The 21071-nt window shown below is 73.8% G+C and carries 16 protein-coding genes; 6 read left to right on the top strand and 10 right to left on the bottom strand.

Features of this window, described 5'->3' with window-relative positions:
- Positions 1-16: 16 nt before the first annotated feature.
- Positions 17-1948: a prolyl oligopeptidase family serine peptidase gene (locus NYF13_RS20850; protein ID WP_315658983.1), complete on the top strand. Its 1932-nt coding sequence runs from the start codon at positions 17-19 to the stop codon at positions 1946-1948.
- A 46-nt stretch (positions 1949-1994) separates the two neighbouring features.
- On the opposite strand, the gene NYF13_RS20845 is transcribed toward NYF13_RS20850, so the two are convergent.
- Entirely contained in the window at positions 1995-2474 is a 480-nt protein-coding gene (locus tag NYF13_RS20845; RefSeq protein WP_315658982.1) for an STAS domain-containing protein, read from the bottom strand.
- A gap of 230 nt (positions 2475-2704) precedes the next feature.
- On the opposite strand from NYF13_RS20845, the gene NYF13_RS20840 reads away from it, so the two are divergent.
- The gene (locus NYF13_RS20840; RefSeq protein WP_315658980.1) at positions 2705-2932 is read left to right on the top strand and encodes a hypothetical protein; all 228 of its coding nucleotides are present in this window, start codon (positions 2705-2707) and stop codon (positions 2930-2932) included.
- 16 nt (positions 2933-2948) lie between these two features.
- Positions 2949-4124, top strand: a complete 1176-nt coding sequence (locus tag NYF13_RS20835; RefSeq protein ID WP_315658978.1) for an SPFH domain-containing protein — start codon at positions 2949-2951, stop codon at positions 4122-4124.
- Positions 4125-4174: 50 nt separating this feature from the next.
- Here the strand turns inward: NYF13_RS20835 and NYF13_RS20830 are convergent, their stop codons facing one another.
- From NYF13_RS20830 to NYF13_RS20820, 3 genes are all read right to left on the bottom strand, one after another.
- A complete protein-coding gene (locus NYF13_RS20830) occupies positions 4175-5362 on the bottom strand; it encodes a Cmx/CmrA family chloramphenicol efflux MFS transporter (protein WP_315658976.1) in 1188 nt (395 codons plus the stop codon).
- 287 nt (positions 5363-5649) lie between these two features.
- Entirely contained in the window at positions 5650-6006 is a 357-nt protein-coding gene (locus tag NYF13_RS20825; protein WP_315658975.1) for an anti-sigma factor antagonist, read from the bottom strand.
- Between the two features lie 110 nt (positions 6007-6116).
- Positions 6117-7700 (bottom strand): glycoside hydrolase family 76 protein, encoded by a 1584-nt coding sequence (locus tag NYF13_RS20820; protein ID WP_315658974.1) that lies wholly within the window; start codon positions 7698-7700, stop codon positions 6117-6119.
- A 381-nt stretch (positions 7701-8081) separates the two neighbouring features.
- Here NYF13_RS20820 and NYF13_RS20815 point away from each other — a divergent pair, with 381 nt between their 5' ends.
- Positions 8082-11240, top strand: a complete 3159-nt coding sequence (locus NYF13_RS20815; RefSeq protein WP_315658973.1) for a GH92 family glycosyl hydrolase — start codon at positions 8082-8084, stop codon at positions 11238-11240.
- 28 nt (positions 11241-11268) lie between these two features.
- Here the strand turns inward: NYF13_RS20815 and NYF13_RS20810 are convergent, their stop codons facing one another.
- The 3 genes from NYF13_RS20810 to NYF13_RS20800 are packed head-to-tail and all read right to left on the bottom strand — an operon-like array spanning position 11269 to position 14784.
- Positions 11269-12888: an ATP-binding cassette domain-containing protein gene (locus tag NYF13_RS20810; RefSeq protein WP_315658972.1), complete on the bottom strand. Its 1620-nt coding sequence runs from the start codon at positions 12886-12888 to the stop codon at positions 11269-11271.
- A 43-nt stretch (positions 12889-12931) separates the two neighbouring features.
- Positions 12932-14179 (bottom strand): GDSL-type esterase/lipase family protein, encoded by a 1248-nt coding sequence (locus tag NYF13_RS20805; protein ID WP_315658970.1) that lies wholly within the window; start codon positions 14177-14179, stop codon positions 12932-12934.
- An 11-nt stretch (positions 14180-14190) separates the two neighbouring features.
- A complete protein-coding gene (locus NYF13_RS20800; protein WP_315658969.1) occupies positions 14191-14784 on the bottom strand; it encodes a TetR/AcrR family transcriptional regulator in 594 nt (197 codons plus the stop codon).
- A 97-nt stretch (positions 14785-14881) separates the two neighbouring features.
- Here NYF13_RS20800 and NYF13_RS20795 point away from each other — a divergent pair, with 97 nt between their 5' ends.
- Entirely contained in the window at positions 14882-15994 is a 1113-nt protein-coding gene (locus NYF13_RS20795) for an NAD(P)/FAD-dependent oxidoreductase (RefSeq protein WP_315658968.1), read from the top strand.
- Between the two features lie 5 nt (positions 15995-15999).
- On the opposite strand, the gene NYF13_RS20790 is transcribed toward NYF13_RS20795, so the two are convergent.
- The 3 genes from NYF13_RS20790 to NYF13_RS20780 all read right to left on the bottom strand — a co-directional run bounded on the left by NYF13_RS20790 (position 16000) and on the right by NYF13_RS20780 (position 19469).
- Complete coding sequence (locus tag NYF13_RS20790; RefSeq protein WP_315658966.1) at positions 16000-17619, bottom strand: MGH1-like glycoside hydrolase domain-containing protein; 1620 nt, start codon at positions 17617-17619, stop codon at positions 16000-16002.
- A gap of 147 nt (positions 17620-17766) precedes the next feature.
- Entirely contained in the window at positions 17767-18585 is an 819-nt protein-coding gene (locus NYF13_RS20785; RefSeq protein WP_315658964.1) for a GH25 family lysozyme, read from the bottom strand.
- A 311-nt stretch (positions 18586-18896) separates the two neighbouring features.
- Positions 18897-19469, bottom strand: coding sequence for a TetR/AcrR family transcriptional regulator (locus NYF13_RS20780; RefSeq protein ID WP_315658963.1), 573 nt, complete (start codon positions 19467-19469; stop codon positions 18897-18899).
- A gap of 77 nt (positions 19470-19546) precedes the next feature.
- Here NYF13_RS20780 and NYF13_RS20775 point away from each other — a divergent pair, with 77 nt between their 5' ends.
- Positions 19547-20959, top strand: coding sequence for a cytochrome P450 (locus tag NYF13_RS20775; protein ID WP_315658962.1), 1413 nt, complete (start codon positions 19547-19549; stop codon positions 20957-20959).
- Positions 20960-21071 lie beyond the last annotated feature (112 nt).

The following is a 21071-nucleotide window of genomic DNA, read 5'->3' as shown; positions in this document are numbered from 1 at the left end:
GCGATAGCGTGGGCCGGTGCAGACCTCTGAGTTCGGATCCTGGACCACGCCGATCACGGCTGAGCTGATCACCCGGTCCGCGGCGCGCGTGACCGACGTCCGCGTCGACGGCGACGCGGTCGTCTGGTCGGAGGCACGGCCCGAGGAGGGCGGCCGCGTGCAGCTCATCCGCCGCGAGGCCGACGGCACCACCACGGAGCTGCTGCCCGAGGGCTTCGACGCGCGCACGTCGGTGCACGAGTACGGCGGCGGCGACTGGTGGGTCCGCGACGGCGCCGTCTGGTTCGCGAACTGGCGCGACCAGCGCCTGTACCGCCTCGACGGCGGCGAACCCGAACCGCTGACGCCCGAGCCCGAGGTGCCGCGCGGGGACCGGTACGCCGACGGCGGGTTCAGCCCGGACGGCACCCGCCTGGTCGTGGTGCGCGAACACCACCCGGCCGGTGGCGGGGGCGCGGGGGCGGTCCGCAACGAGCTGGTCGAGCTGCACCCCGGCGGGACGCAGGAAGTGCTGGTGAGCGGCCCGGACTTCGTGGCCTCGCCGCGCTTCTCGCCGGACGCGCGGCGGCTCGCCTGGGTTTCGTGGAACCACCCGGACCTGCCGTGGGACGACACCGTGCTGACCGTGCGCGAGCTGGCCACCGGCGAGGACACGGTGGTGGCGGGCGGCCCCGGCGAGAGCGTCGGAGAGCCGCGCTGGCACTCCGACGGCACCCTGTGCTTCGTCTCCGACCGCACCGGCTGGTGGAACCTGTACCGCTGGACGCCCGGCGGCGGGGTGGAGCCGGCCGTGGTGCTCGACGCCGAGATCGGCGTCCCGGGCTGGCAGCTGGGCACCGGGCGGTACGCGCTGCTGCCGGAGGGCCGCACGCTCTTCGCGCGCTGGAGCGGCGGCTTGGACGGCCTCGCGATCGCGGACGCCGACGGCACGGTGACCGAACTCGACCTGCCGTTCACCGCGATCCGAGCGGTGCGGGCCACCGGGGCCGGTGAGGTGGTGGTGCTCGCCGGTTCGCCGGTCGCGGAGCCGGGCGTCTACGCGGTCACGGCCGGGGGTGCGGTCCGGCCGCTGCGCGAGCCCCGTGACCCGAGATGCGGCGCCGAGTACCTGTCCGGGCCCGAGGCGATCGATTTCCCCTCGGGGGACAGGGTTTCGCACGCGCTGTTCTACCCGCCGGCCAACCCGGGCCACACCGGGCCCGAGGACAGCAGGCCGCCGCTGATCGTGATGGTCCACGGTGGACCGACATCGACCGCCTCACCGGTGCTGTCGCTGGGAATCCAGTACTGGACCAGCCGGGGGTTCGCCGTGGTGGACGTCAACTACGGCGGCTCGACCGGCTTCGGCCGCGCGTACCGGGAGCAGTTGCGCGGCGCCTGGGGCCGGCTCGACGTGGCCGACTGCCTCGCGGCCGCCCGCTGGCTCGCGGCCGAAGGGCGCGTCGACGGCGGGAAGCTGCTGATCCGCGGCGGCTCGGCCGGCGGGTTCACCGTGCTGGCCGCGCTCGCGCGCGAGGACACCCCGTTCGCCGCCGGCACCGACCTGTACGGCGTCGCCGATCTCGAGGTGCTGGCCGCCGACACGCACAAGTTCGAAAGCCGTTACCTGGACCGGCTGATCGGCCCGTACCCCGAAGCCCGCGAAGTGTACGTGGACCGTTCGCCGATCCACCGGGTCGACGCGTTCTCCCGCCCGCTGCTGGTGCTGCAGGGTGCCGACGACCCGGTGGTGCCGCCGAACCAGTCCGAGCTGATCGTCGATGCGCTGCGCGCGCGGAAGGTGCCGGTCGCGTATCTGGTGTTCGAGGGCGAGCAGCACGGTTTCCGGCGGGCGGAGAGCATCCGCCGCTCGCTCGACGCGGAGTTGAGCTTCTACAGCCAGATCCTCGGCTTCCCGCTGCCCGCGGGGGAGGCCATCGAGCCGGTCGAGGTGGAGAACCTGCCCTGAGCCGCCTCATTTCCCGGGCGGTGCGGGCCGGGGGAGCGCGCTCGGGTCAGGGCCGCTCGCCCCGGCCGGCCCGGTTGTGACTCACCCAGTTACGGCTCACGCAGACGCGCAGTGCCACGACCGGTGTCAGCGCGACCGCCGGAGCCGGGGAGTGCGGGAGGGCCAGCGCGTCGAGCGCCGCGCGGATTCCGGGGCTGCCCGCCACCACGGACAACCGGAACCCCTCGGTCCCGGCGTGCTCGACGGTCTTGCGCACCGCGGCCAGGGCCGCCTCGCCGAGACCGTCGCAGGCGGTCAGGTCGACCACCAGCCGGCCCCGCCACCGCCGCCGGGCCTCGGCCAGGTGGGCGGCCACGGCCCGGTCGCCGGCCTGGTCGAGCCGGCCCGACACCGAGACGGTGACCGTGCCGGGGCTGATCCGGGTGGCCACGCGCGCGACCAGCTCGGCGTGCCCGGGTCCGGGCGGCGGGGCGACCTTCCGCCCGGCCGAGCCGTCGTGGACGCAGTGGTGGTTTTCGATGGTCATCGGACCCCTCCCGGCCGGTATCGGTCACGGCCGGGGACCGGGGGCAGGCGTGCGATCACCCAGTGTAACCCCGGGCCGGTGGAGGCGCTTTCGTGACTTGCCCCGGCGCGGCGCACGGACGATGCTGGGCGGGGTGGTCGCCGTCGGCGGCCAGGCCGAGGGGTGGTCATGAGGGAGACGTCGGCCGGGAGGGCCGATCCGGGCAGGTTTCCCGGGACGCCGGTGCGCCGGTGAGCCCGGAGGGGGCGTCGCCGGAGGGGCGGACCGGCGTGCTGCTCGTGGGGACCCGCGGCGGTGACGGCCCCGGCGAGGTGCTGATCCGGATCCGCGGCGGCACCGAGACCTTCCGCGCCTATTCCGAAGTGCCCCTTCCGAAGGGGACGGCCGTGCTGGTCGTCGAGCAGCGTCCGCACCGCGCCGTCGGCGTCGTGGCCTGGACGGAACCCTTCACCCCGTAGCTAGGAGAGAGCGAAGATGTTCGGATACCGAGTGCCCGCGCCCGACGAGGCGATGCTGATCTCCGGCGGCAAGCGCGGGAGTTCGGGCGATGGCCCGTTCCGCGTGGTCACCGGGCACGGCGCGTTCATCATGCCGTTCTTCCGCAAGGTCCGGTTCCTGACGCTGAGCATGGCCGAGGCGGAGGTGTCGGAGACCTGCGTGACCAAGCAGGCCATCACGCTCAACGTCCGCGCGGTGATCGCGTTCAAGGTCGGCAACGACACCGAGAGCATCGTCAACGCCGGGCAGCGGTTCCTGTCCGACCAGGGCCAGATGTCGGTGCTGACCGGGCGGATCTTCGCAGGGCACCTGCGCTCGATCGTCGGCTCGATGACGGTGGAGGAGATCGTCACCGAACGGCAGAAGCTGGCCACCGAGGTGCTGGACGGCTCGGCCGAGGAGATGGCGAAGATCGGGCTGACCATCGATTCGCTGCAGATCCAGTCGATCGACGACATGAAGCTCGGGTACATCGCCGCGATGGCCGCGCCGCACAACGCCGCGATCCAGCGGGAGGCGCAGATCGCCCAGGCCCGCGCCGACCAGGCCGCGGCCGAGGCGGCGCAGGAGTCGCACCGGCGGCAGGCGGAGTACGCGCGGCAGACCGCCGTGGTGCAGGCGCAGTACAAGGCGGAGGTCGACAAGGCCCAGGCCGAGGCCGCGCAGGCCGGTCCGCTGGCGGAGGCCACGGCGCAGCGCGAGGTGATCCACGCCCGGACCGAGCTGGCCCAGCGCGAGGCCCTGCTGCGCCAGCAACAGCTCGTGACCGAGGTGGTCCGCCCGGCCGAGGCCCAGGCCGAGCAGGTGCGCGTGATGGCCCGCGCGGACGCCGAGGCGATGGAGATCAAGGCCGCCGCGGCCGCGTCGCACAACCGCGTCGCCCTCGACCGCCTGGTGATCGAGCAGCTGCCGGAGATCGTCAAGGAGGCCGCGCGCGGCCTCAGCGGCGCGCAGGTGACTGTCCTCAATGGAGCGGACGGGCTGGGCGAGATCGCCGCTGGACTGGTCGGGCAGGGCCTGGCCATCCTCGACTCGGTCAAGGCGAGCCTCGGCCGCCCGGCCGCGGCCGAGCCGGCCCCGCAGGACCAGCCGGCGGCCACGAGGACCGAGCCCGCCGGCCCCGGCCGGCCGGCCGGGGCGATCGAGCGCTGAGGGCCGGTCTCGGTCGAGCGGGGCCGTCTTCGGGGGGCGGCCCCGTCGCCTCACACCGGCCGGAGCGCGGCGATGAGCAGCAGCGCGATCGCGACCAGCAACGCGCTGATCCAGACCGGGCCGAGGTCGCCGGGTCCCGGCCCGAGGGTGAGGGCGGCGAGGGCCGGGCCGCCGGCTGCGCCGAGGTTGAGGGCCGCGGTCGCGTACGAGCCGGCCAGGGTGGGGGCGGCCGCGGACTCGTGGAGCACGCGGGCGATCAGCGTGCTGCCCAGCGCGAAGGACAGCGCGCCCTGCGCGAAAACCAGCACCGGCAGGGCGAACGGCCAGGCGGCCAGCGTCGCCAGCGCGAGCCAGCCCGCCAGCAGCAGCGGTCCGCCGATCGCGAGCACCCGGCCGGGCCACCGGTCGGCGAGCCGTCCCGCCGCGGTGACCCCGGTGAACGCCCCGAGCCCGAACAGCACCAGCACCACCGGCACCCACCAGGCGGCCAGCCCGGCGGTGCCGGTGACGATCGGGGCCAGGAAGGTGAAGGTCGCGAAAGTGGCGGCGTTGACCAGCGCGCCCAGCGCCATCACCAGGACCAGCCGGGGCCGCTTCAGCCGGCCGAACTCGGCGGCCAGCGGCGGGACGGCCGACGGCGGGGCGGCCGACGGCGGGACGGCCAACGGCGGGGCGGCCGGCCCGGCGCTTTCCTTTCGCCGCGCGGGAAAACCCCGCACCACGCCCCAAGCCGCGGGCAGGCACAGGAGCGCGAGTGCCCAGAACGTGGCCCGCCAGCCGAGCAGGCTCCCGAGGACCGAGCCGGCCGGGACACCGGCGATGGTGGCCACCGTCGTCCCGGCGAGCAGGACCGCGAGCGCGCGGCCCTCCCGGCCGGGGGCGAGCCGGGCGGCTGCGGTCAGGGCCGCAGCCAGGAAACCGGCGTTCGCCAGCGCGGCGGCCACGCGCGTGACCAGCAGCGCCGGGAAGCTCGTCGCGGCCGCGGCCGCGACGTGTGCCGCGGCGAACACCAGGACGAAGCCGAGCAAGGCGGTCCGGGTGGTCCAGCGCCGGGCGAACACGGCCGTCACCGGCGCGCCGACGGCCATCCCGACCGCGAAGGCCGAAGTCAGCAGCCCGATCGAGCCGATCGGCACGCCGAGCCTGGCGGCCAGGTCCGGGGCCAGCCCGGCCACCATGAACTCCGAGGTCCCCATCGCGAAAACGGCGACGGCCAGCAGGTACAGCGCAAAAGGCATGAAGAGCTCCGAGGTGAGGGAGAACGACCAGGCGTCTCGTCACCGCGGCCAGCGCCCCAGGCGCACACCGGTCCCCGGACAGGGGGGACGGTCAGGGGTTCAGGGGGCTGACGGCGTGACCGAAAGCCCCCACCGTGTCCGCCTCAGGGCTCGACATGGGGCCCACCGTACCCACTCCCACCGGTGGCCGGGCCAGCGGATTTCCCGCCGACGGCGGACCGGCGTCCCCGCGGCCTCCCCCGAAGGCCGAGCGCGGCCCGGCCGGAGGCGGGTCCACATCGGACCGATCAGGCCGGCCGCGCGTCGTCGAGGGTGGCGGCGATGGTCAGGACCCGGTCGAGGCCGGTGATCTGGAGCGCGCGCAGCACGGCGCGGGTGCGCGTGATGATCCTGAGCTCCGCCGCGCGCTCGCGGCACCACTGGTCCACCTGGACCAGCACGGTCAGTCCGGCCGAGTCGAGGAAGGTCACGCCGGTGCAGTCGAGGATCAGCACCTGCAGGGCGTCCTCGTCGAGGGTCGCTTCGCGGCGCAGCAGCGGTGAAGTGGCCACATCCACCTCGCCGGTGACGCGCAGGACGCACGTGCTGCCGGACCGCTCGCGGGAAACGCGCAGCGCGGCATCCATGGGGTCGACGCTGTCCATCGTGGGGCCTCCCGCACCGGTACGGCTGACCGGCCCAGCTTACGTCCTCACCGCCTGGCCCCGGGCGCGCCATTCGCTTCGCCCGGAAGCCGATCGTGGCCCGGCGGCGGTCAGTACGCCGCGTCGACGAGATCGAGCGCGCTCTGCTGGCGGGCCGCGTCGACCCGGTCCAGCGGTCCGGACCAGCGCAGCCCGTACTGGTCGAGGGAGTTGCGGTCCGCGGCGTGCGCCCGGTCGGCCTGGCGTTTCAGGTAAGCGGTGTACGGGTGGTCCGGCAGCGCCGCGTTCAGCGCGCCGAGCCCCCGGACGTCGGCGCCCTTGAACGAGGGGCCGTCCGCGCCGCAGTCGCCGGTCTCGCAGGGGTCGCGCAGGATCCCGTCGGCGGTGTTGAGCGAGCCGGAAGTGGTGTTGGCGTCGCCGATCCGGCGCGCGGTGGCCAGCAGCGAGGAGTCGCCGGCGGCGCGGCTCAGCTCGGTCAGCGCGTGGATCAGCACCCCCTGGTTGTACGACCAGACGGTGCCCCCGTTGTTCTTGCAGGTGCCCAGGTCCGTGCCGTCGTTGACCAGGTTCGAGCCGGTGACCATGCCGGTGCCCTGGAACCAGCTCCAGCCGCTGCGGGCGCGCCCGAGGTAGGTGCTGTCCCCGGGGACCCGGTTGTGCAGCGCGGCGTTCAGCTCGATGTAGAGCGAGTTGGCGATGGCGTTCTTGTACGTCTTGGCCGTGCTCCACCAGATGCCGCCGCCGCAGGTGCCGTCCCAATAGGACGCCAGGTAGTCCGCGTCCGAGCGGGCGGTGGCCAGGTAGCGGCTGTCGCCGGTCAGGTCGTAGGCCGCGACCCAGGCCAGGCCCCACCAGCCGGTGTCGTCGAGGTAGTCGTTGCGGAACTGGCCCAGCCCGCTGCCGACGTTGAGGTCGTAGGTGCGCCCGATGGCGTAGCGGTAGCTGTCCATGCCGGTCACCCGGATGTTGCCGATCAGCGCGGTCAGCGCGTTCGCGGAGTTCCACCAGCCGGTGGTCGCGAACAAGCCGGTCCGCAGGTCGTAGGACATCATCTGCGCGGTGGCCGCCGCGGTGCGCGGTTCGCCGGCGTTCCAGGGCGTGCGCGCCCAGGAGGTGCACGCGACGTCCGGGCGGTCGGCGACCTTGCCGCAGGCGCGCAGGGCGCCGACGCCGAGGTTGTTCCAGTCGTCGACGTTGTACATCAGCGTGCGCCACCCGCGCTGCCCGGCCGGGATGGCGGTGGCGCCCAGCCGGCTGCCCGAGGACCAGCTGGAACCACCGTCGAACGAACGGTCCAGCCAGACCTCGTCGCCGGGGTTCCCGGTGCCGATCGAGGCCCAGCCCATCGCGTCGGTGTCGTCGAAGTGCAGCGCGATCGCCCGGGAGAACAGCGTGACCGACAACGGCGTCCGGTCGCCGGGGGAGAGCGAGGGATCGGCGGCGTCGCAGCGCTTGTTGCAGATCGCGGCCGCCCCGGCGGCGGTCGCCGAGGGCGGCGGGGTGGCCCGGGCCGGCTGGTGCGGCCCGGGTGCGTGGGCCGTTCCCGGGGCGACGGCCGGCGGCGTGGGCGGTGTGGGTGGCGGGGTCGAGATCGGCGGGTGCGCGGCCACGAGCAGCCCGGCGGCCAGCGTGGTGGCGGTCAGGAGGGCCCGCGTCGTCCGGGCGGAGGCGGGTCGGGACCGGGCAGCGGGCATGGCTGTCCTCCTCGTCGGGGCCCGGGACCGGCCGGCGGGCGGACCGCACGGGCCCGGCGGTGGGCTCACCCAGCGTGAACCGCGGATTGTCGGCGTGTCAACGAAAACCGTGGAAATTGGTTCGGACAACTTTCTGTCCGGGCCACCCGCCGATCCTTCGCGACGACCGGGGGACAACCGGCGCGGAACGTGGGAGAATGCCGGGTCGGCGTATTCGTCCACTGTGGACGAAAAACCCCGGGCCGGTCGTGCGGACGCGCCGTGGACCGGTGGTCGCCGGGCCCCGGGGACGAGCCAGGTCTTTGTCAAAGTGTTGACCACCGCCCGGGCGCGCGGAAAGGTCGGAGGCCGAGGTCCGGTCGACGCCGTGGGAGGCACCCGGTGCGGTACAGGTTCATGGCGGCGCTGCTCACCGCGGCGGTGCTCGGCGCACCGGGCGTCGCCGCGGCGGCCGAGCCCGCGGCTTCGGGCGCACCGCTGGTCGGCGACCCGTCGGCCTACGTCGACCCGCTGATCGGCACCGGCCGCGGCGACGGCTCGGTCGGTGAGATCAACAACTTCCCCGGCCCGGCCACGCCGTTCGGGATGATGCAGTTCTCCCCGGACACCCAGGGCTCCTACGCCGGCTACCAGTACCACAGCGATCAGATCCGCGGGTTCAGCCTCGACCACGCCTCGGTCGGCTGCACCGCGTTCGGTGACGTGCCGATCCTGCCGGTGACCGGCGACCTCGGCGCGGCCCCGTGGGACCGGGTCGAGCACTTCACCCACGAAGGCGAGCAGGCCGCGCCCGGCTACTACGCCGTGACGCTCGCCGATTCGAAGGTCCGCGCCGAGCTGACCGCGGCCACGCGGACCGGGCTGGCCGCGTTCTCCTTCCCGGCCGGCGCCACCGCGCAGGTGCTGGTCAAGGGCGGCGCCAGCCTGGCCGGCGACACCCACGCCGACCTGAAGGTGACCGGCGACCGCGAGGTCAGCGGCTCGGCCACCACCGGCAACTTCTGCGGCAAGGGCAACAAGTACACCGTCTACTACGACCTCGTCTTCGACCGGCCGTTCACCGCGCACGGCACCTGGGACGGCTCCTCGGTGAAGCCGGGCACGGACGCCGTCGACGCGCCGAAGGCCGGTGCCTACCTGACCTTCGGCGCGCAGAAGACCTTGCAGGCCAAGGTTTCCCTGTCCTACGTCAGCGTCGACGGGGCGAAAGCCAACATGGCCGCGGAGGTACCGGGCTGGGACTTCGGCGCCGTCCGCCAGTCCACGAGGAACGCCTGGTCGTCCGTGCTGGGCAAGGTGCGAGTCGCCGGTGAGGACCCCGCGCAGCTCAAGACCTTCTACACCTCGCTGTACCACTCCCTGATGCACCCCAACACGTTCAACGACGTCGACGGGCGCTACACCGGTTTCGACGACCAGGTGCGGAAGCTGCCCGCCGGGCATTCGCAGTACGCCAACTTCTCCGACTGGGACACCTACCGCACCCTCGCGCCGCTGCAGGCCATGCTGTTCCCCCGGCAGGCCGGTGACATGGCGCAGTCGCTGACCAACGACGCGGTGCAGGGCGGCTGGTGGCCGCGCTGGCCGATGGCGAACGGCTACACCGGCCAGATGACCGGGGACAGCTCGGTGGCGCTGATTTCGAGCCTGTACGCCTTCGGCGCGCGGGACTTCGACGTCAAGACCGCGCTGAAGTACCTGGTCAAGGGCGCGACCTCGGTGGACCAGACGCCCGGCGCGTACCAGGAGCGCCGCGGCGTCGCGGACTACGTGGCCCGCGGCTACCTGCCGAACGACGACGCCGCGCGCGGCGACCACGCGCGCGTCGGCGCGTCGATCACCCTGGAATGGGCGATCGACGACTTCGCGATCGCCCGGCTCGCGCAGGGCGTCGGCGACCGCGACGTCGCCCGCGAGTTCTCCCGGCGCGCCCAGAACTGGCAGAACATCTTCAACCCGGCCACCGGCTACCTGCAGCCGCGCGGGGAGGACGGGCGCTTCCCGGACGGCCCGGCTTACCGGCCCCCGCCGCCGGGCCAGTTCGGCCAGGACGGGTTCGACGAGGGCAACGCCGCGCAGTACGCCTGGCTCGTGCCGCAGGACCCGGCCGGGCTGGTCACCGCGATGGGCGGGCCGGCGAAGACCGCGGCGCGGCTGGACTCGTTCTTCCAGAAGCTCAACGCCGGCCCGAACGAGCCGTACATGTGGGCCGGCAACGAGCCGGACTTCGGCGTGCCCTGGCTCTACGACCACGTCGGGCAGCCGTGGAAGGCGCAGCAGGTGGTGCGGCAGATCGCGACCACGCAGTTCAGCGCCACCCCGGACGGCGAGCCCGGCAACGACGACCTCGGCGCGCAGTCGTCCTGGTACGTCTGGGCCGCGCTCGGGATCTACCCGGGCACGCCCGGCACCGCGGACCTGGTGCTGCACAGCCCGTTGTTCGAGCGGGCCGTGCTCAGCCTGCCGAACGGTCGGACCATCGACATCCGCGCGCCGAAGGCCGCGGCGGCCACGCCGTACGTGCACGAACTGCGGCTGAACGGCGAGGACTGGGACCGCACGTGGCTGCCCGCGGGCACCGCGCGGGACGGAGGGAGGCTGGACTTCACGCTGTCCGCGCAGCCGGACCGGAGCTGGGCCGCGGACAGCCGGCCACCGTCCTATCGGGACAGTGAGCAGCCGTTCCTGGCCTCGGCCGGCAACCAGGTGGCGATCGCGCCCGGCGGCACCGGCCAGGCGACGGTCACCGGGCAGCGGCTCGGCGGCCACGACCAGGCCCTCGACGTCACCGCGAAGGCGCCGCCCGGGCTGACCGCCACGGTGCCGCGCCGGCTCCGGCTCGACGGCCGGACGGGCGGCGGGAGCGTGCAGCTGACCGTCGCGGTGCCGGCCGGGACGCCCGAGGGGTACTACCCGGTGCCGGTGACCGTCCGGGGCAGCGGCCGCACCGTGTCCACGTCGGTGCTCGTGCTGGTGGCGCCCCGGGGCGGGCTCGCCGCGAGCTACGGCAACGTCGGCATCTCCGACGACGGCGACGCCGGCTCGGCGGACCTCGACCAGGCGGGCAACAGCCTTTCGCGGGCGGCGCTCGCGGCCGCCGGCCTGGTGGGCGGCACCGTGGCCCACGCCGTGGGCACGTCGTTCACCTGGCCCGCGGCCCCTGCGGGCCGACCGGACAACGTCGTGCCCTCGGGCCAGGTGATCACCCTCGCGGCCCCTTCGGCGACCCGCCTGTCCTTCATCGGCACCGCGACCAACGGCGACCACCGCGCCACCGCCACGGTCACCTTCACCGACGGCACCACCGCCCCGGCCGACCTGTCCTTCGGCGACTGGGTCCGGCCCGGGGGCGGCTCGGACCCGGTGTTCGGCAACACGCTGGTGGCGCGGGCCGCCTACCGCAACCAGCCGGGCGGCCGGAGCGGACCGGCGTCGGTCTACGCGACGGCGCCGCTGGTGGTGCCGGCGGGCAAGCAGCCGGCCTCGGTGACCTTGCCCGCGGACCCGGACCTGCACGTCTTCGCGGTGGGACTGGGCTGACGCCCGGCCCCCGGAGCCCGCCCGGGGTTCAGCGGCTGCGCACGACCCGCCGTTCGTCCCAGACCGGTTCCGGGGTTTCGCGCACCACGCCGTCGGAGCCGAAGACCAGGTAGCGGTCGAACGACCTGGCGAACCACCGGTCGTGCGTCACCGCCAGGACGGTGCCCTCGTAGGCCTCCAGCCCGTCCTGCAGGGCCTCGGCCGACTCCAGGTCGAGGTTGTCCGTCGGCTCGTCCAGCAGCAGGGCCGTGGCGCCGTCCAGCTCCAGCCGCAGGATCTGGAACCGCGCCTGCTGGCCGCCGGAGAGCTGGTCGAACGGCTGGTCGCCCTGGCCCTCCAATTCGTAGCGGCGGAGCACGGCCATCGCGGCGCCGCGGTCCTTCGCGTGGCCGGTCCAGAGGATGTCGACCAGGGGACGGCCGGTCAGCTCCGGGTGCGCGTGGGTCTGGGCGAAGTGGCCGGGCACCACGCGGGCGCCGGTCTTCCACCCGCCGGTGTGCGCGACGTCCCCGCCCGCCAGCAGGCGCAGGAAGTGCGACTTGCCCGAGCCGTTCGACCCGAGCACCGCGACCCGCTCGCCGAAGAAGACCTCCAGCGAGAACGGTTTCATCAGCCCGGTCAGCTCCAGGTTCTCGCAGGTGACCGCGCGGACGCCGGTGCGGCCGCCGCGCAGGCGCATGCGGATGTCCTGGCGCCGCGGCGGTTCCGGGGGCGGGCCGGCCTCCTCGTACTTGCGCAGCCGGGTCTTGGCCGCCTTGTACCGCGAAGCCATCTCGTCGCTGCGGGAGGCGTACTGCTGCATGTCCAGCACCAGCTTGCGCAGCTGGGCGTGCTTTTCCTCCCAGCGCCGCTTGAGCTCGTCGTAGCGGGCGAACCGCTCCTGCCGCGCCTGGTGGTAGGTGGCGAAACCGCCGCCGTGCACCCACGCGTCGGAGCCGGCCGGTCCGGGCTCGATGCTGACGATCTTCTCCGCCGCGCGCGCGAGCAGCTCCCGGTCGTGCGAGACGAACAGGACGGTCTTGCGGGTCTCGCGCAGCCGGTCCTCCAGCCAGCGCTTGCCGGGCACGTCGAGGTAGTTGTCCGGCTCGTCCAGGAGCAGCACCTCGTCCGGTCCGCGCAGCAGCGCCTCCAGCACCAGCCGCTTCTGCTCCCCGCCGCTGAGCGTGCGCACCGGGCGCCACTGCGCCTTTTCGTAGGGCACGCCGAGCGCGGCGACCGTGCAGACGTCCCAGATCGTCTCGGACTCGTAGCCCCGGGCCTCGGCCCAGTCGCTCAGCGCCTGCGCGTACTTCAGCTGCGCGGGTTCGTCGTCGACGGTCATGATCAGCTCTTCGGCCGCGTCCACCGCCGCCGCGGCTTCGCGGATGCGCAGGGGCGCGACCGAGACCAGCAGATCGCGCACCGTCCGCTCGTCGCGCACCGAGCCGACGAACTGCCCCATCACGCCCAGCCCGCCCGAGGCGGCCACACTGCCCTGATGCGGCTGCAGGTCGCCGGAGAGCAGGCGCAGCAGCGTCGTCTTGCCCGCGCCGTTCGGGCCGGCCAGCGCGACCACGGCCCCGTCCCCGACCCGGAACGACACCTCGGCCAGCAGCGGCCGGCCGTCGGGCAGGTAGTAGCCGACGTGCGCCGCCTCGAGGTGCCCCATGGGCGCGGAGTCTACGCACCGGGCCGGGGCCCGGGCGCCGCATTTACCGCCCGGCGAGCATCCGCAGGTCGATGACCCGGGCCAGCGCCTGCTGCCCGGCCATGTTCGCGTGCAGTCCATCGCCGTTGTCGAAGGCCGGGTTGATCCGGTCCGGCGCGACCGGGTCCGCGAGCACCCGGGTGAAGTCCACGACCCCGTCGCAGGTGCCGGAGCAGTTGTGCCCGCGCCGGACGAACAGGCCGATCGTGCGCCGGTCCCGGTTGTTCTGCGCGGTGTAGCTGCGCCGCGGCGTGGACGGGACCACGTAGACCTTGATCCCGACGTCGTGCAGCCGCTGGAACGCCTGGCGGTAGCTGGTGAGCACGGGCGTGGCCCGGCAGCCGTAGCCGAGGTCGTTGGTGCCGTCGTAGAAGATCACCGCGGTGACGCCGTGCAGCGCGAGCACGTCGCGGTCGAGCCGGCTCATCGCGTCCAGGCCCCGGGCCCACCGGGGCAGCTTCGGGCAGGAGGCGGCGCTGGTGGTGCCGCCGATGCCCGCGTTGGCCACGGCGAGCTGCTCGTCGCGGGGCAGCTCGGCCACGAGGCGCCGGGCCAGGTCGTCGGTCCAGCGGCGGTCGGCGCCGGGCCGGGTGCAGCCGTGCCCGCAGTTGGTGCTGCCGATCCCGTCGACCACCGAGCTGCCGAACGCCGCGACGGTTCCCTTCAGCGCGGGGTTGTGCACGTCCACGGCGCTGACCAGGTAGGTGGCGGTGACCTTGCGCGTGTACGCGGTGCCCCGCGGGTCCGCGACGTGCGAGCCGGAGCCGGGCGGGGTGAGGTAGTTGTCCCGCAGCGCGGCGCTGTGCTGCCCCGGCACGGCGCGCCCGGCGACGTACATGCTGATCGTCACGTCCTGGTCCGGGGCGGTGGTCAGGGGGGTGTCGTCGCTCCACACGTCGCCGCCCGCGGGCACGGTCACGGCCGCGCTCCCGCCGAAGGTCACCGGCCTGGGCTCGAGGACCGCCGCCCGGCCCGCGCTGAGCCCCGCCGTGACCTCGTCGACGGTCACCGGGCCGGGGCCGAAGGTGTTCTGCAGCCGCACCCGGATCGCGTCGCCGCCCTGGCTCAGGTGCGTGACCATGCGCAGTGACTGGTGGTGCAGCGTGACCCGGGCCGGGCCCTGCTGGGACTCGGCCCAGGAGGTGAACCAGGTCCGCGCGGTGCCCTCGGCCCCGGTGGAGGAGCCGAGCAGCGCGGTGAAGGCCAGCGTGGCCGCCACGGCCGGCACGGTGATGACCCGGCGGATTCCCATGAGCGCCGAGTCTACGGACCGGCCGGGTGAGCTCGCTGTGTCTTCACCGGATCGACCAGCACCAGCAGCACCTGGTCCACCAGCCGGGTGGCGAACGCCTCATCGAGCCGGTGGCCGAGCTGAAGCCGGTGGACGACCATCGCCTCGGCGACGTCGTGGACCAGCCGGTGGTCGACGTCACCGCGCGCCTCGCCTCGGGCGACCGCCCGGGCGAGCGGCTCGCGGAAGGGCGAGAGCTCGTCGTCGTCGAGGTGGCGCCGCAGCGCGTCGGCGAGCTCGGAGTCCTCCTCCATCAGCTGGACGAACTCGGCGTACAGCGTGATCGGGAACACGAGGGTCTTGCGGCGCAAACCGTCCACAACGGACAGCAGGTCGCCGCGCAGCGAGCCGGTGTCGGCGACTGCGGTGGTGAAAGCGACGTCGTGGGCGTCGAGGGCCGATTTCACCAGCGCGGGCTTGCCCGGCCATCGGCGGTAGATGGTCGCCTTGCTCGCGTGGGCTTCCGCCGCGACGGCGTCCAGCGTCAATGCCCGGTATCCGCCACGGGCGAGCAGCCGCAGGGTGGCGTCGAGGATCGCGTCCGCACGTTCTTCGCCCCGGGTCATGGCCAGAAGTGTACGGTACGCGTACCGTACACTTCAACCGACTGGCCGGTCTTCACCCGGCGCATCCGGATCTGGCCCGCGAATCAGGGAGAACCCCATGTCCATCACGATCATCGGCGCGGGCCTCGGCGGCCTCGTGCTCGCCCGCGTCCTGCACCGCCACGGCATCGCGGCGGCGGTGTACGAGGCGGAGCCCTCGCCGGAAACCCGCGCCCAGGGCGGATTGCTCGACATCCACGACCACAACGGCCGGCTCGCCCTCGCCGCGGCCGGGCTGACCGAGCAGTTCCGCGCGCTCATCCTGGCCGGCGGGCAGCAGTACCGCGTCCTCGGCCCCGACGGGACCGTCCGGCTCGACCACACCGGGGCCGAGACCGACGGGCGGCCCGAGGTCGAGCGCGGCGCGCTGAGGGCCATGCTGCTCGACGCGCTGCCCGAGGGAACCGTCCATTGGGGACACAAGGCCACCGCGGTCACCGCCCTCGGCGACGGGCGGTACGAGGTCCGGTTCGCCGGCGGCACCACCGTGACCGCGGACCTGCTGATCGGGGCGGACGGGGCGTGGTCGCGGGTCCGCCCGCTGCTCTCCCCGGCCACCCCCGCCTACGTGGGCCGGTCGATCGTCGAAACCTGCCTGCTCGACGCCGACACCCGGCACCCGGCCGCGGCGGCGGCCGTCGGCGGTGGGTCGCTGTTCGCGCCCGCGCCGGGCAAGCGCATCGGCGCGCACCGCGAGCGCGGCGGGACCCTGCACACCTACGTGACGCTGGCCAAGCCGCTGGACTGGTTCGATGCCATCGACTTCACCGACCGGGCCGCGGCCGCCGCGCGCCTGGTCCAGGAGTTCGACGGCTGGGCCCCGGAGCTCACCGCGCTGATCACCGACGGCGACACCCCGCTGGTCCTGCGCCCGCTCCACCGCCTGCCGATCGGGCACCGCTGGGACCGCCGGCCCGGGGTGAGCCTGCTCGGCGACGCCGCGCACCTCGCGCCGTCCAACGGCGAGGGTGCGAACCTGGCCATGCTCGACGGTGCCGGACTCGCCCAGGCCCTCGCCGCCCACCCCGGCGACTCCGAGGCCGCGCTCACGGCCTACGAGCGAGAGTTGTTCCCCCGCGCGGCGGCCGTCGCCGAGGACGACGCGGGCGACGCCTCGGCCGAGGAGCTGATCGACTTCTTCACCCGGCCCGCGCCGGGCTCGCGGCGCTGAACCGCTCAGGCGAGCGTGAGGTGCACGGTGTGGTGACCGGTGCTGTGCGCGGGCAGCAGCGGCCGCGCGGGCCGTCCGTCCACAGTGCACCGGGTCACCCGGGTCCCGGCCCCGTCCAGCACGAGGTCCACAGTGGATTCCCGATACCGCACCCCGAGCAGGCTGATCCGGTCCCAGCCCTCCGGCAGGCAGGGCGCGAACCGCAGGCCGTCCTCGGTGAAGTCCAGTCCGCACAGCCCGGAGTAGAGCAGGCGCAGGAACCCGCTGGCCGACCAGGCCTGGTCCGGCTGGGAGGTGAAGTGCTCCAGCTCGCCGCTGCCGCCGGTCTGCCAGCCGCCCTGCACGGCGCCGGTGCGGGCGTCGTAGATCTCGGAGAAGCCGCCGCCGGCGCCCGAGACCAGGGCGGCCAGGTCCGTCACGGCCCGGCCGAACAGGTCGGCCCGCCCGGCCGCGGCGGCGGCGTGGCCGAAGAACGAGTGGATCATCGGCCAGACCACCGTGTTGTGCCGCCCCGGCCGCTCGTCGCTGAACAGCGGGAAGTGCGGGCGGCTGGTGGCGATGCCGCGGGGTTCCCACACCGCGTTCGCCAGCACCTGCTGCGTCCGGGCGGGATCGGTGACGCCCAGCAGCACGGCGAACGCGAGCCCGGCGCTCTCCTGCGAGGGGTCCAGCTGCCCGGCCAGCGGGCCGGCCCCGTGGATGAAGTACCCGAACGCGTCGCCGTGCCACAGCCGGGAGTTGATCGCCGTGCGCAGCTTCGCGGCGTCGGCCCGGTGCGCGGCGCCGGGGCGGCCCAGCGCGGCCGCCATCCCCGCCAGGGCCAGGAAGGCGCCGTGGTAGAGGCAGTTGGTGGACAGGCACCGGAGCTTGGCCGTGTCCGGGTAGTCGAGCACGAACGAGGAACGGATGCCCGGCCGCCACGGCGGCGCCGGGTAGCCCGCGATGCCGTCGTTCATGAAGGCGGGGCCCTCGAACAGTCCGGCGTCGGTGGCGAAGCCGGCCGCCCGGCGCGCTTCGACGGTGTTCACCCCGGCCTGGTAGGCGTCGGCCAGGAAGGCCCGGTCCCCGGTGACCAGGTAGTGGTTCCACGCGCCGAGGATCCACACGACCTGGTCCCACCACTGGTTGTCCTGCTGGACGATCAGGCTGCCGTCCTCGCGCCGGTCCACCACCGACAGCAGCGTGTTCCGGCCGGCGGCCGGGCCGAGCAGGCTGCCGGCGTTCCACGCGTTCACCGCCGCGTCCCGCGTCCAGCGCTGCGGGGCCGGGTACCCGCCGCCGGCGCGGATGAACGTGCCGGGCGGGTAGGCGAGCCGGCCCGAGTGGTCGTAGGTCGCGGGATCGGCGTACGCGGTGTTGATGCCGACCAGGTCGGTGAGCGCGGCTTCGTGCAGCGCGGCCAGCCGGTCGTGGGTCCCGGACCCGGCGAAGACCATCGTCGGCAGGGTGTAGTCCACCCGCGGTGCCGGTGCCCGGTCGTCCGGCCGGGCTGCTCCGCCCGGGGCGGCGGTGGTGGCCGCGGAGGCGGGCGGTGCGCCCAGCCCGGCGGCGCCGGCCCCCGCAGCTCCGGCCAGGGCGAGGAAACCCCGCCGGCCGACCTTGTTCCTGTCGCTCTCGCCGGGCATGGCCCTCCCCGCTGATCCGACCTCGACGTCCGCTGCGGTCCCACCGATCGTAGGGCCGGCCGGGCCGGGCCGGGCGCGAAACCGGCCGTTCTGTCCGGTCCTGTCCGGCGGGCGCCCGGGTGGGCGGCCCGCCGGACCAGGGGGTGCTCAGCCGGTCGCGAGGACCTTCAGGCGGGAGATGTCCGCGCTGAAGCTGTCCTGGTCGATCGGGGTGGAGCTGTACTGCCAGAAGGTGTAGAAGCCCCACCGGTACGGCAGCGGGCCGGCCGAGGAGGCGTAGCGCGCGACCCAGAGCGGGTTGGTCGAGCTGAAGTCGCCGGTGTTGCCGGTGCACTCGCTCCACCAGCTGGTCGCGGTGTAGATGACCGGCCAGCGGGTGGTCTTGCGGTGGTACTCGTCGCTGAACGCCTTGATCCAGGCCACCATCGCCGAGGCGCCCAGGCCGTAGCAGTCGGAGTTCGGGCCCCACTCGATGTCGAGGGTGCCGGGCAGGGTCTTGCCGTCCTTGGACCAGCCGCCGCCGTGCGTGGCGAAGTAGTCCGCCTGCGCGGCGCCGCCGCTGAGGTCCGGGCGCCCGTAGTGGTAGGCGCCGCGGATCATGCCCACGTGGTACGAGCCGTTGTACTGCTGGGTGAAGTCCGGGTTGGTGTACCCCGTGCCCTCGGTCGCCTTGACGTAGGCGAACTTCTTGCCCGCGCTCCAGTACGAGGCCCAGTTGACGCTGCCCTGGTAGGAGCTGACGTCGATACCGGGCACGCTGGCGTCGACGCTCGACGGCACGGCGCCGGGCTGCGGCACGCCGTCGTGGGCCCGGATCGAGGCGCCCATCTGGTGGTTGTCGGAAGTGTCGGTGGTGGTGGTCTCACCGGCGGCCTGGGCGCCGCCCGCGGTCACGACCGTGAGTGCGGCCGAAACCGCGAGCGCGGCGCCGAACCGGCGGCGCCACCCCCATCTGGCTGATGACATGGATGTTCCCTTCGGATGCCCTCGCGAAGCGCGGCTTTGCAGGTCCGCGCGGCCTTGATTCTGTTACGTCGATATGTGGAATGTCACTGCTCCAGGTGAACCAATTTTCCGATGCGGGTGGAGTAGGTCAATCGCTGACCGGCCGGCCCGGTGGCCGCCCGCCAAGGACCTCCGCGGGCGCTGCTTCGGCCCCGACGGGCGCGGCCGCCGGTCGGCGATCGAAACGGGCTACGCGCTCCGGCGCACGGAAAGTCCTGAATCGAAAAGGTTTTCGGTCTGGATTTCAGTCCACAATGGCCGGTCGAAGGGCTTCAGGGCTGCACGTCCGCCGCGGCGAACAGGGTGCGGGCGCACAGGTCGCGCAGCTCCTGCTGGGTCACCGTCTGGTGGTCGAGCCAGTGCAGGATGGCCTCGCTGACGAACATCAGCCAGCCGCGCACGGCCAGCCGGGTGGCCTCGGTGACGGTGGTCAGCTCGGCCAGCGCGGCCAGGATCCGCTCGGCGTTGGTGGCGGTGGCGACCTCGCGGATCTCCTGGATCTCGCGGTCGGTGCCGCCGGCGGCGCGGTGCACGATCCGGTAGCCGTCCGGGTGGGTGCGGGCGAACTCCAGGTAGACGTCGAGGCCCGCGCGCAACTGCTCGGCGACCGGCAGCGCCGGGTCCGGCTCGCTCATGGCCAGCAACTGGTCGCGCTGGGTGCGCACGATCTCCGCGAAGAAGTCCTTCTTGGTCGGGAAGTAGTGGTACAGCAGGCCGCGGGAGACCTCCGCGATCTCCGCCACTTCTTCGATCCAGACCTCGTCGTACTGCCGCTGCGCGAACAGCCCGGCCCCGATGGCCAGCAGCTGTTCGCGCCGCTGCCCGGTGCTCAGCCTGGTCCGCATCCGCCCAGCTTACTTGACACCGGTTCAGTACGGCGGGATCGTGACCCTATTGGATTTGGGTTCAATAGGAGGCGTTCGTGGACACCACCGGCATCCCGCACCGCCCGGGCCGGCTGCCCGGGCTCGGCGACCTGATCGGCTCGAACCCGCGCACGCCGCTGCAGGACACCGTGCGGCTGGGCCGGCGGCTGGGCCGGCGGCTGGGCCCGATCTTCACCCGCCGGCTGATCGGGCTGGAGCTGGTCTTCGCCTCCGGGATCGACCTGGTCACGGAGCTGAACGACGAGAAGCGATTCACCAAGCACGTCGGCCTCGGCGTCCGGAACCTGCGCGCGGTGGCCGGCGACGGGCTGTTCACCGCCTACGGCACCGAGCCCAACTGGCGGTTCGCGCACGACATCCTGATGCCCGCCTTCACCGGCGAGGCCATGCGCGGCTACCACCCGATCATGCTGGACGTCGCACGTGAGCTGATCGCCGCCTGGGACGCGAAGGACTCGGCCGACGTCTCCGCGGACATGACGCGGCTGACGCTGGAAACCATCGGCCGCGCCGGGTTCGGGTACCGCTTCGGGTCCTTCGAACGCGCGGAGCCGCACCCGTTCGTCACGTCGATGACGCGCGCGCTGCGCTTCGCCCAGATGCAGGGCATCAAACTGCCGTTCGTCCGCCGCGCGCTGGCGGGCACGGCGAAGCAGAACCGGGCCGACATCGCGCTGATGAACGGCGTGGTCGACGAGGTGATCGAGGCCCGCCGCCACGAGGCGGACCCGGGCCACGACCTGCTGGGCCTGATGCTGAGCCGGAGCCACCCGGAGACCGGCGCGAAGCTGGACCCGGTGAACGTCCGCAACCAGGCCATCACCTTCGTCGTGGCGGGCCACGAGACGACCTCCGGCGCGCTGTCGTTCGCGCTGTACTACCTGACCCGGCACCCGGAGCTGCTGGCCCGGGCCCAGTCCGAAGTGGACACCGTCTGGGGCGACCGCGAACCGGCGTTCGCCGACGTGATGAAGCTCCGCTACGTCCGCCGCGTCCTCGACGAGGCGATGCGCCTGTGGCCGACCGCGCCGGGATACGCCCGCGAAGCGCGCGAGGACGTGCTGCTGGGCGGGCGCCACCAGATGCGCAAGGGGGACTGGGTGCTCGTCCCGTTGCCGCTGCTGCACCGCGACCCGGCCGCGTGGGGCCCGGACGCGGAGACCTTCGACCCGGACCGCTTCGAGCCGGCCGCGGTGAAGAAGCGCCCGGCGCAGGCGTACAAACCGTTCGGCACGGGCGAACGGGCCTGCATCGGCCGCCAGTTCGCGCTGCACGAGGCGGTGCTGGCGCTGGGCCTGGTGCTGCAGCGGTACGAGTTCACCCCGGACCCGGGCTACCGGCTGAAGATCGCGGAATCGCTGACCCTCAAGCCGGAGGGGTTCCGGCTGGCCCTGCGGCGCCGCGCGAACGCCGGGTCCCGGCCGGCCGGGGCGGTGCGGGTGGGGTGAACGGGTCCGGGGGTGCTCCGGACCGGTGCGGCCGTCGGGCCCGGCGCCCGCGCGAGGAGCGCGAGCCCGGTCGCGCACCGCCGGGTCTCGGCGTCGCGCTCCTCGGGGCTGC

This window comes from Amycolatopsis sp. PS_44_ISF1, assembly GCF_032335455.1.
In the GTDB taxonomy this organism is placed as follows: Bacteria; Actinomycetota; Actinomycetes; order Mycobacteriales; family Pseudonocardiaceae; genus Amycolatopsis.
This window is presented reverse-complemented; position numbering and strand designations above follow the sequence as displayed.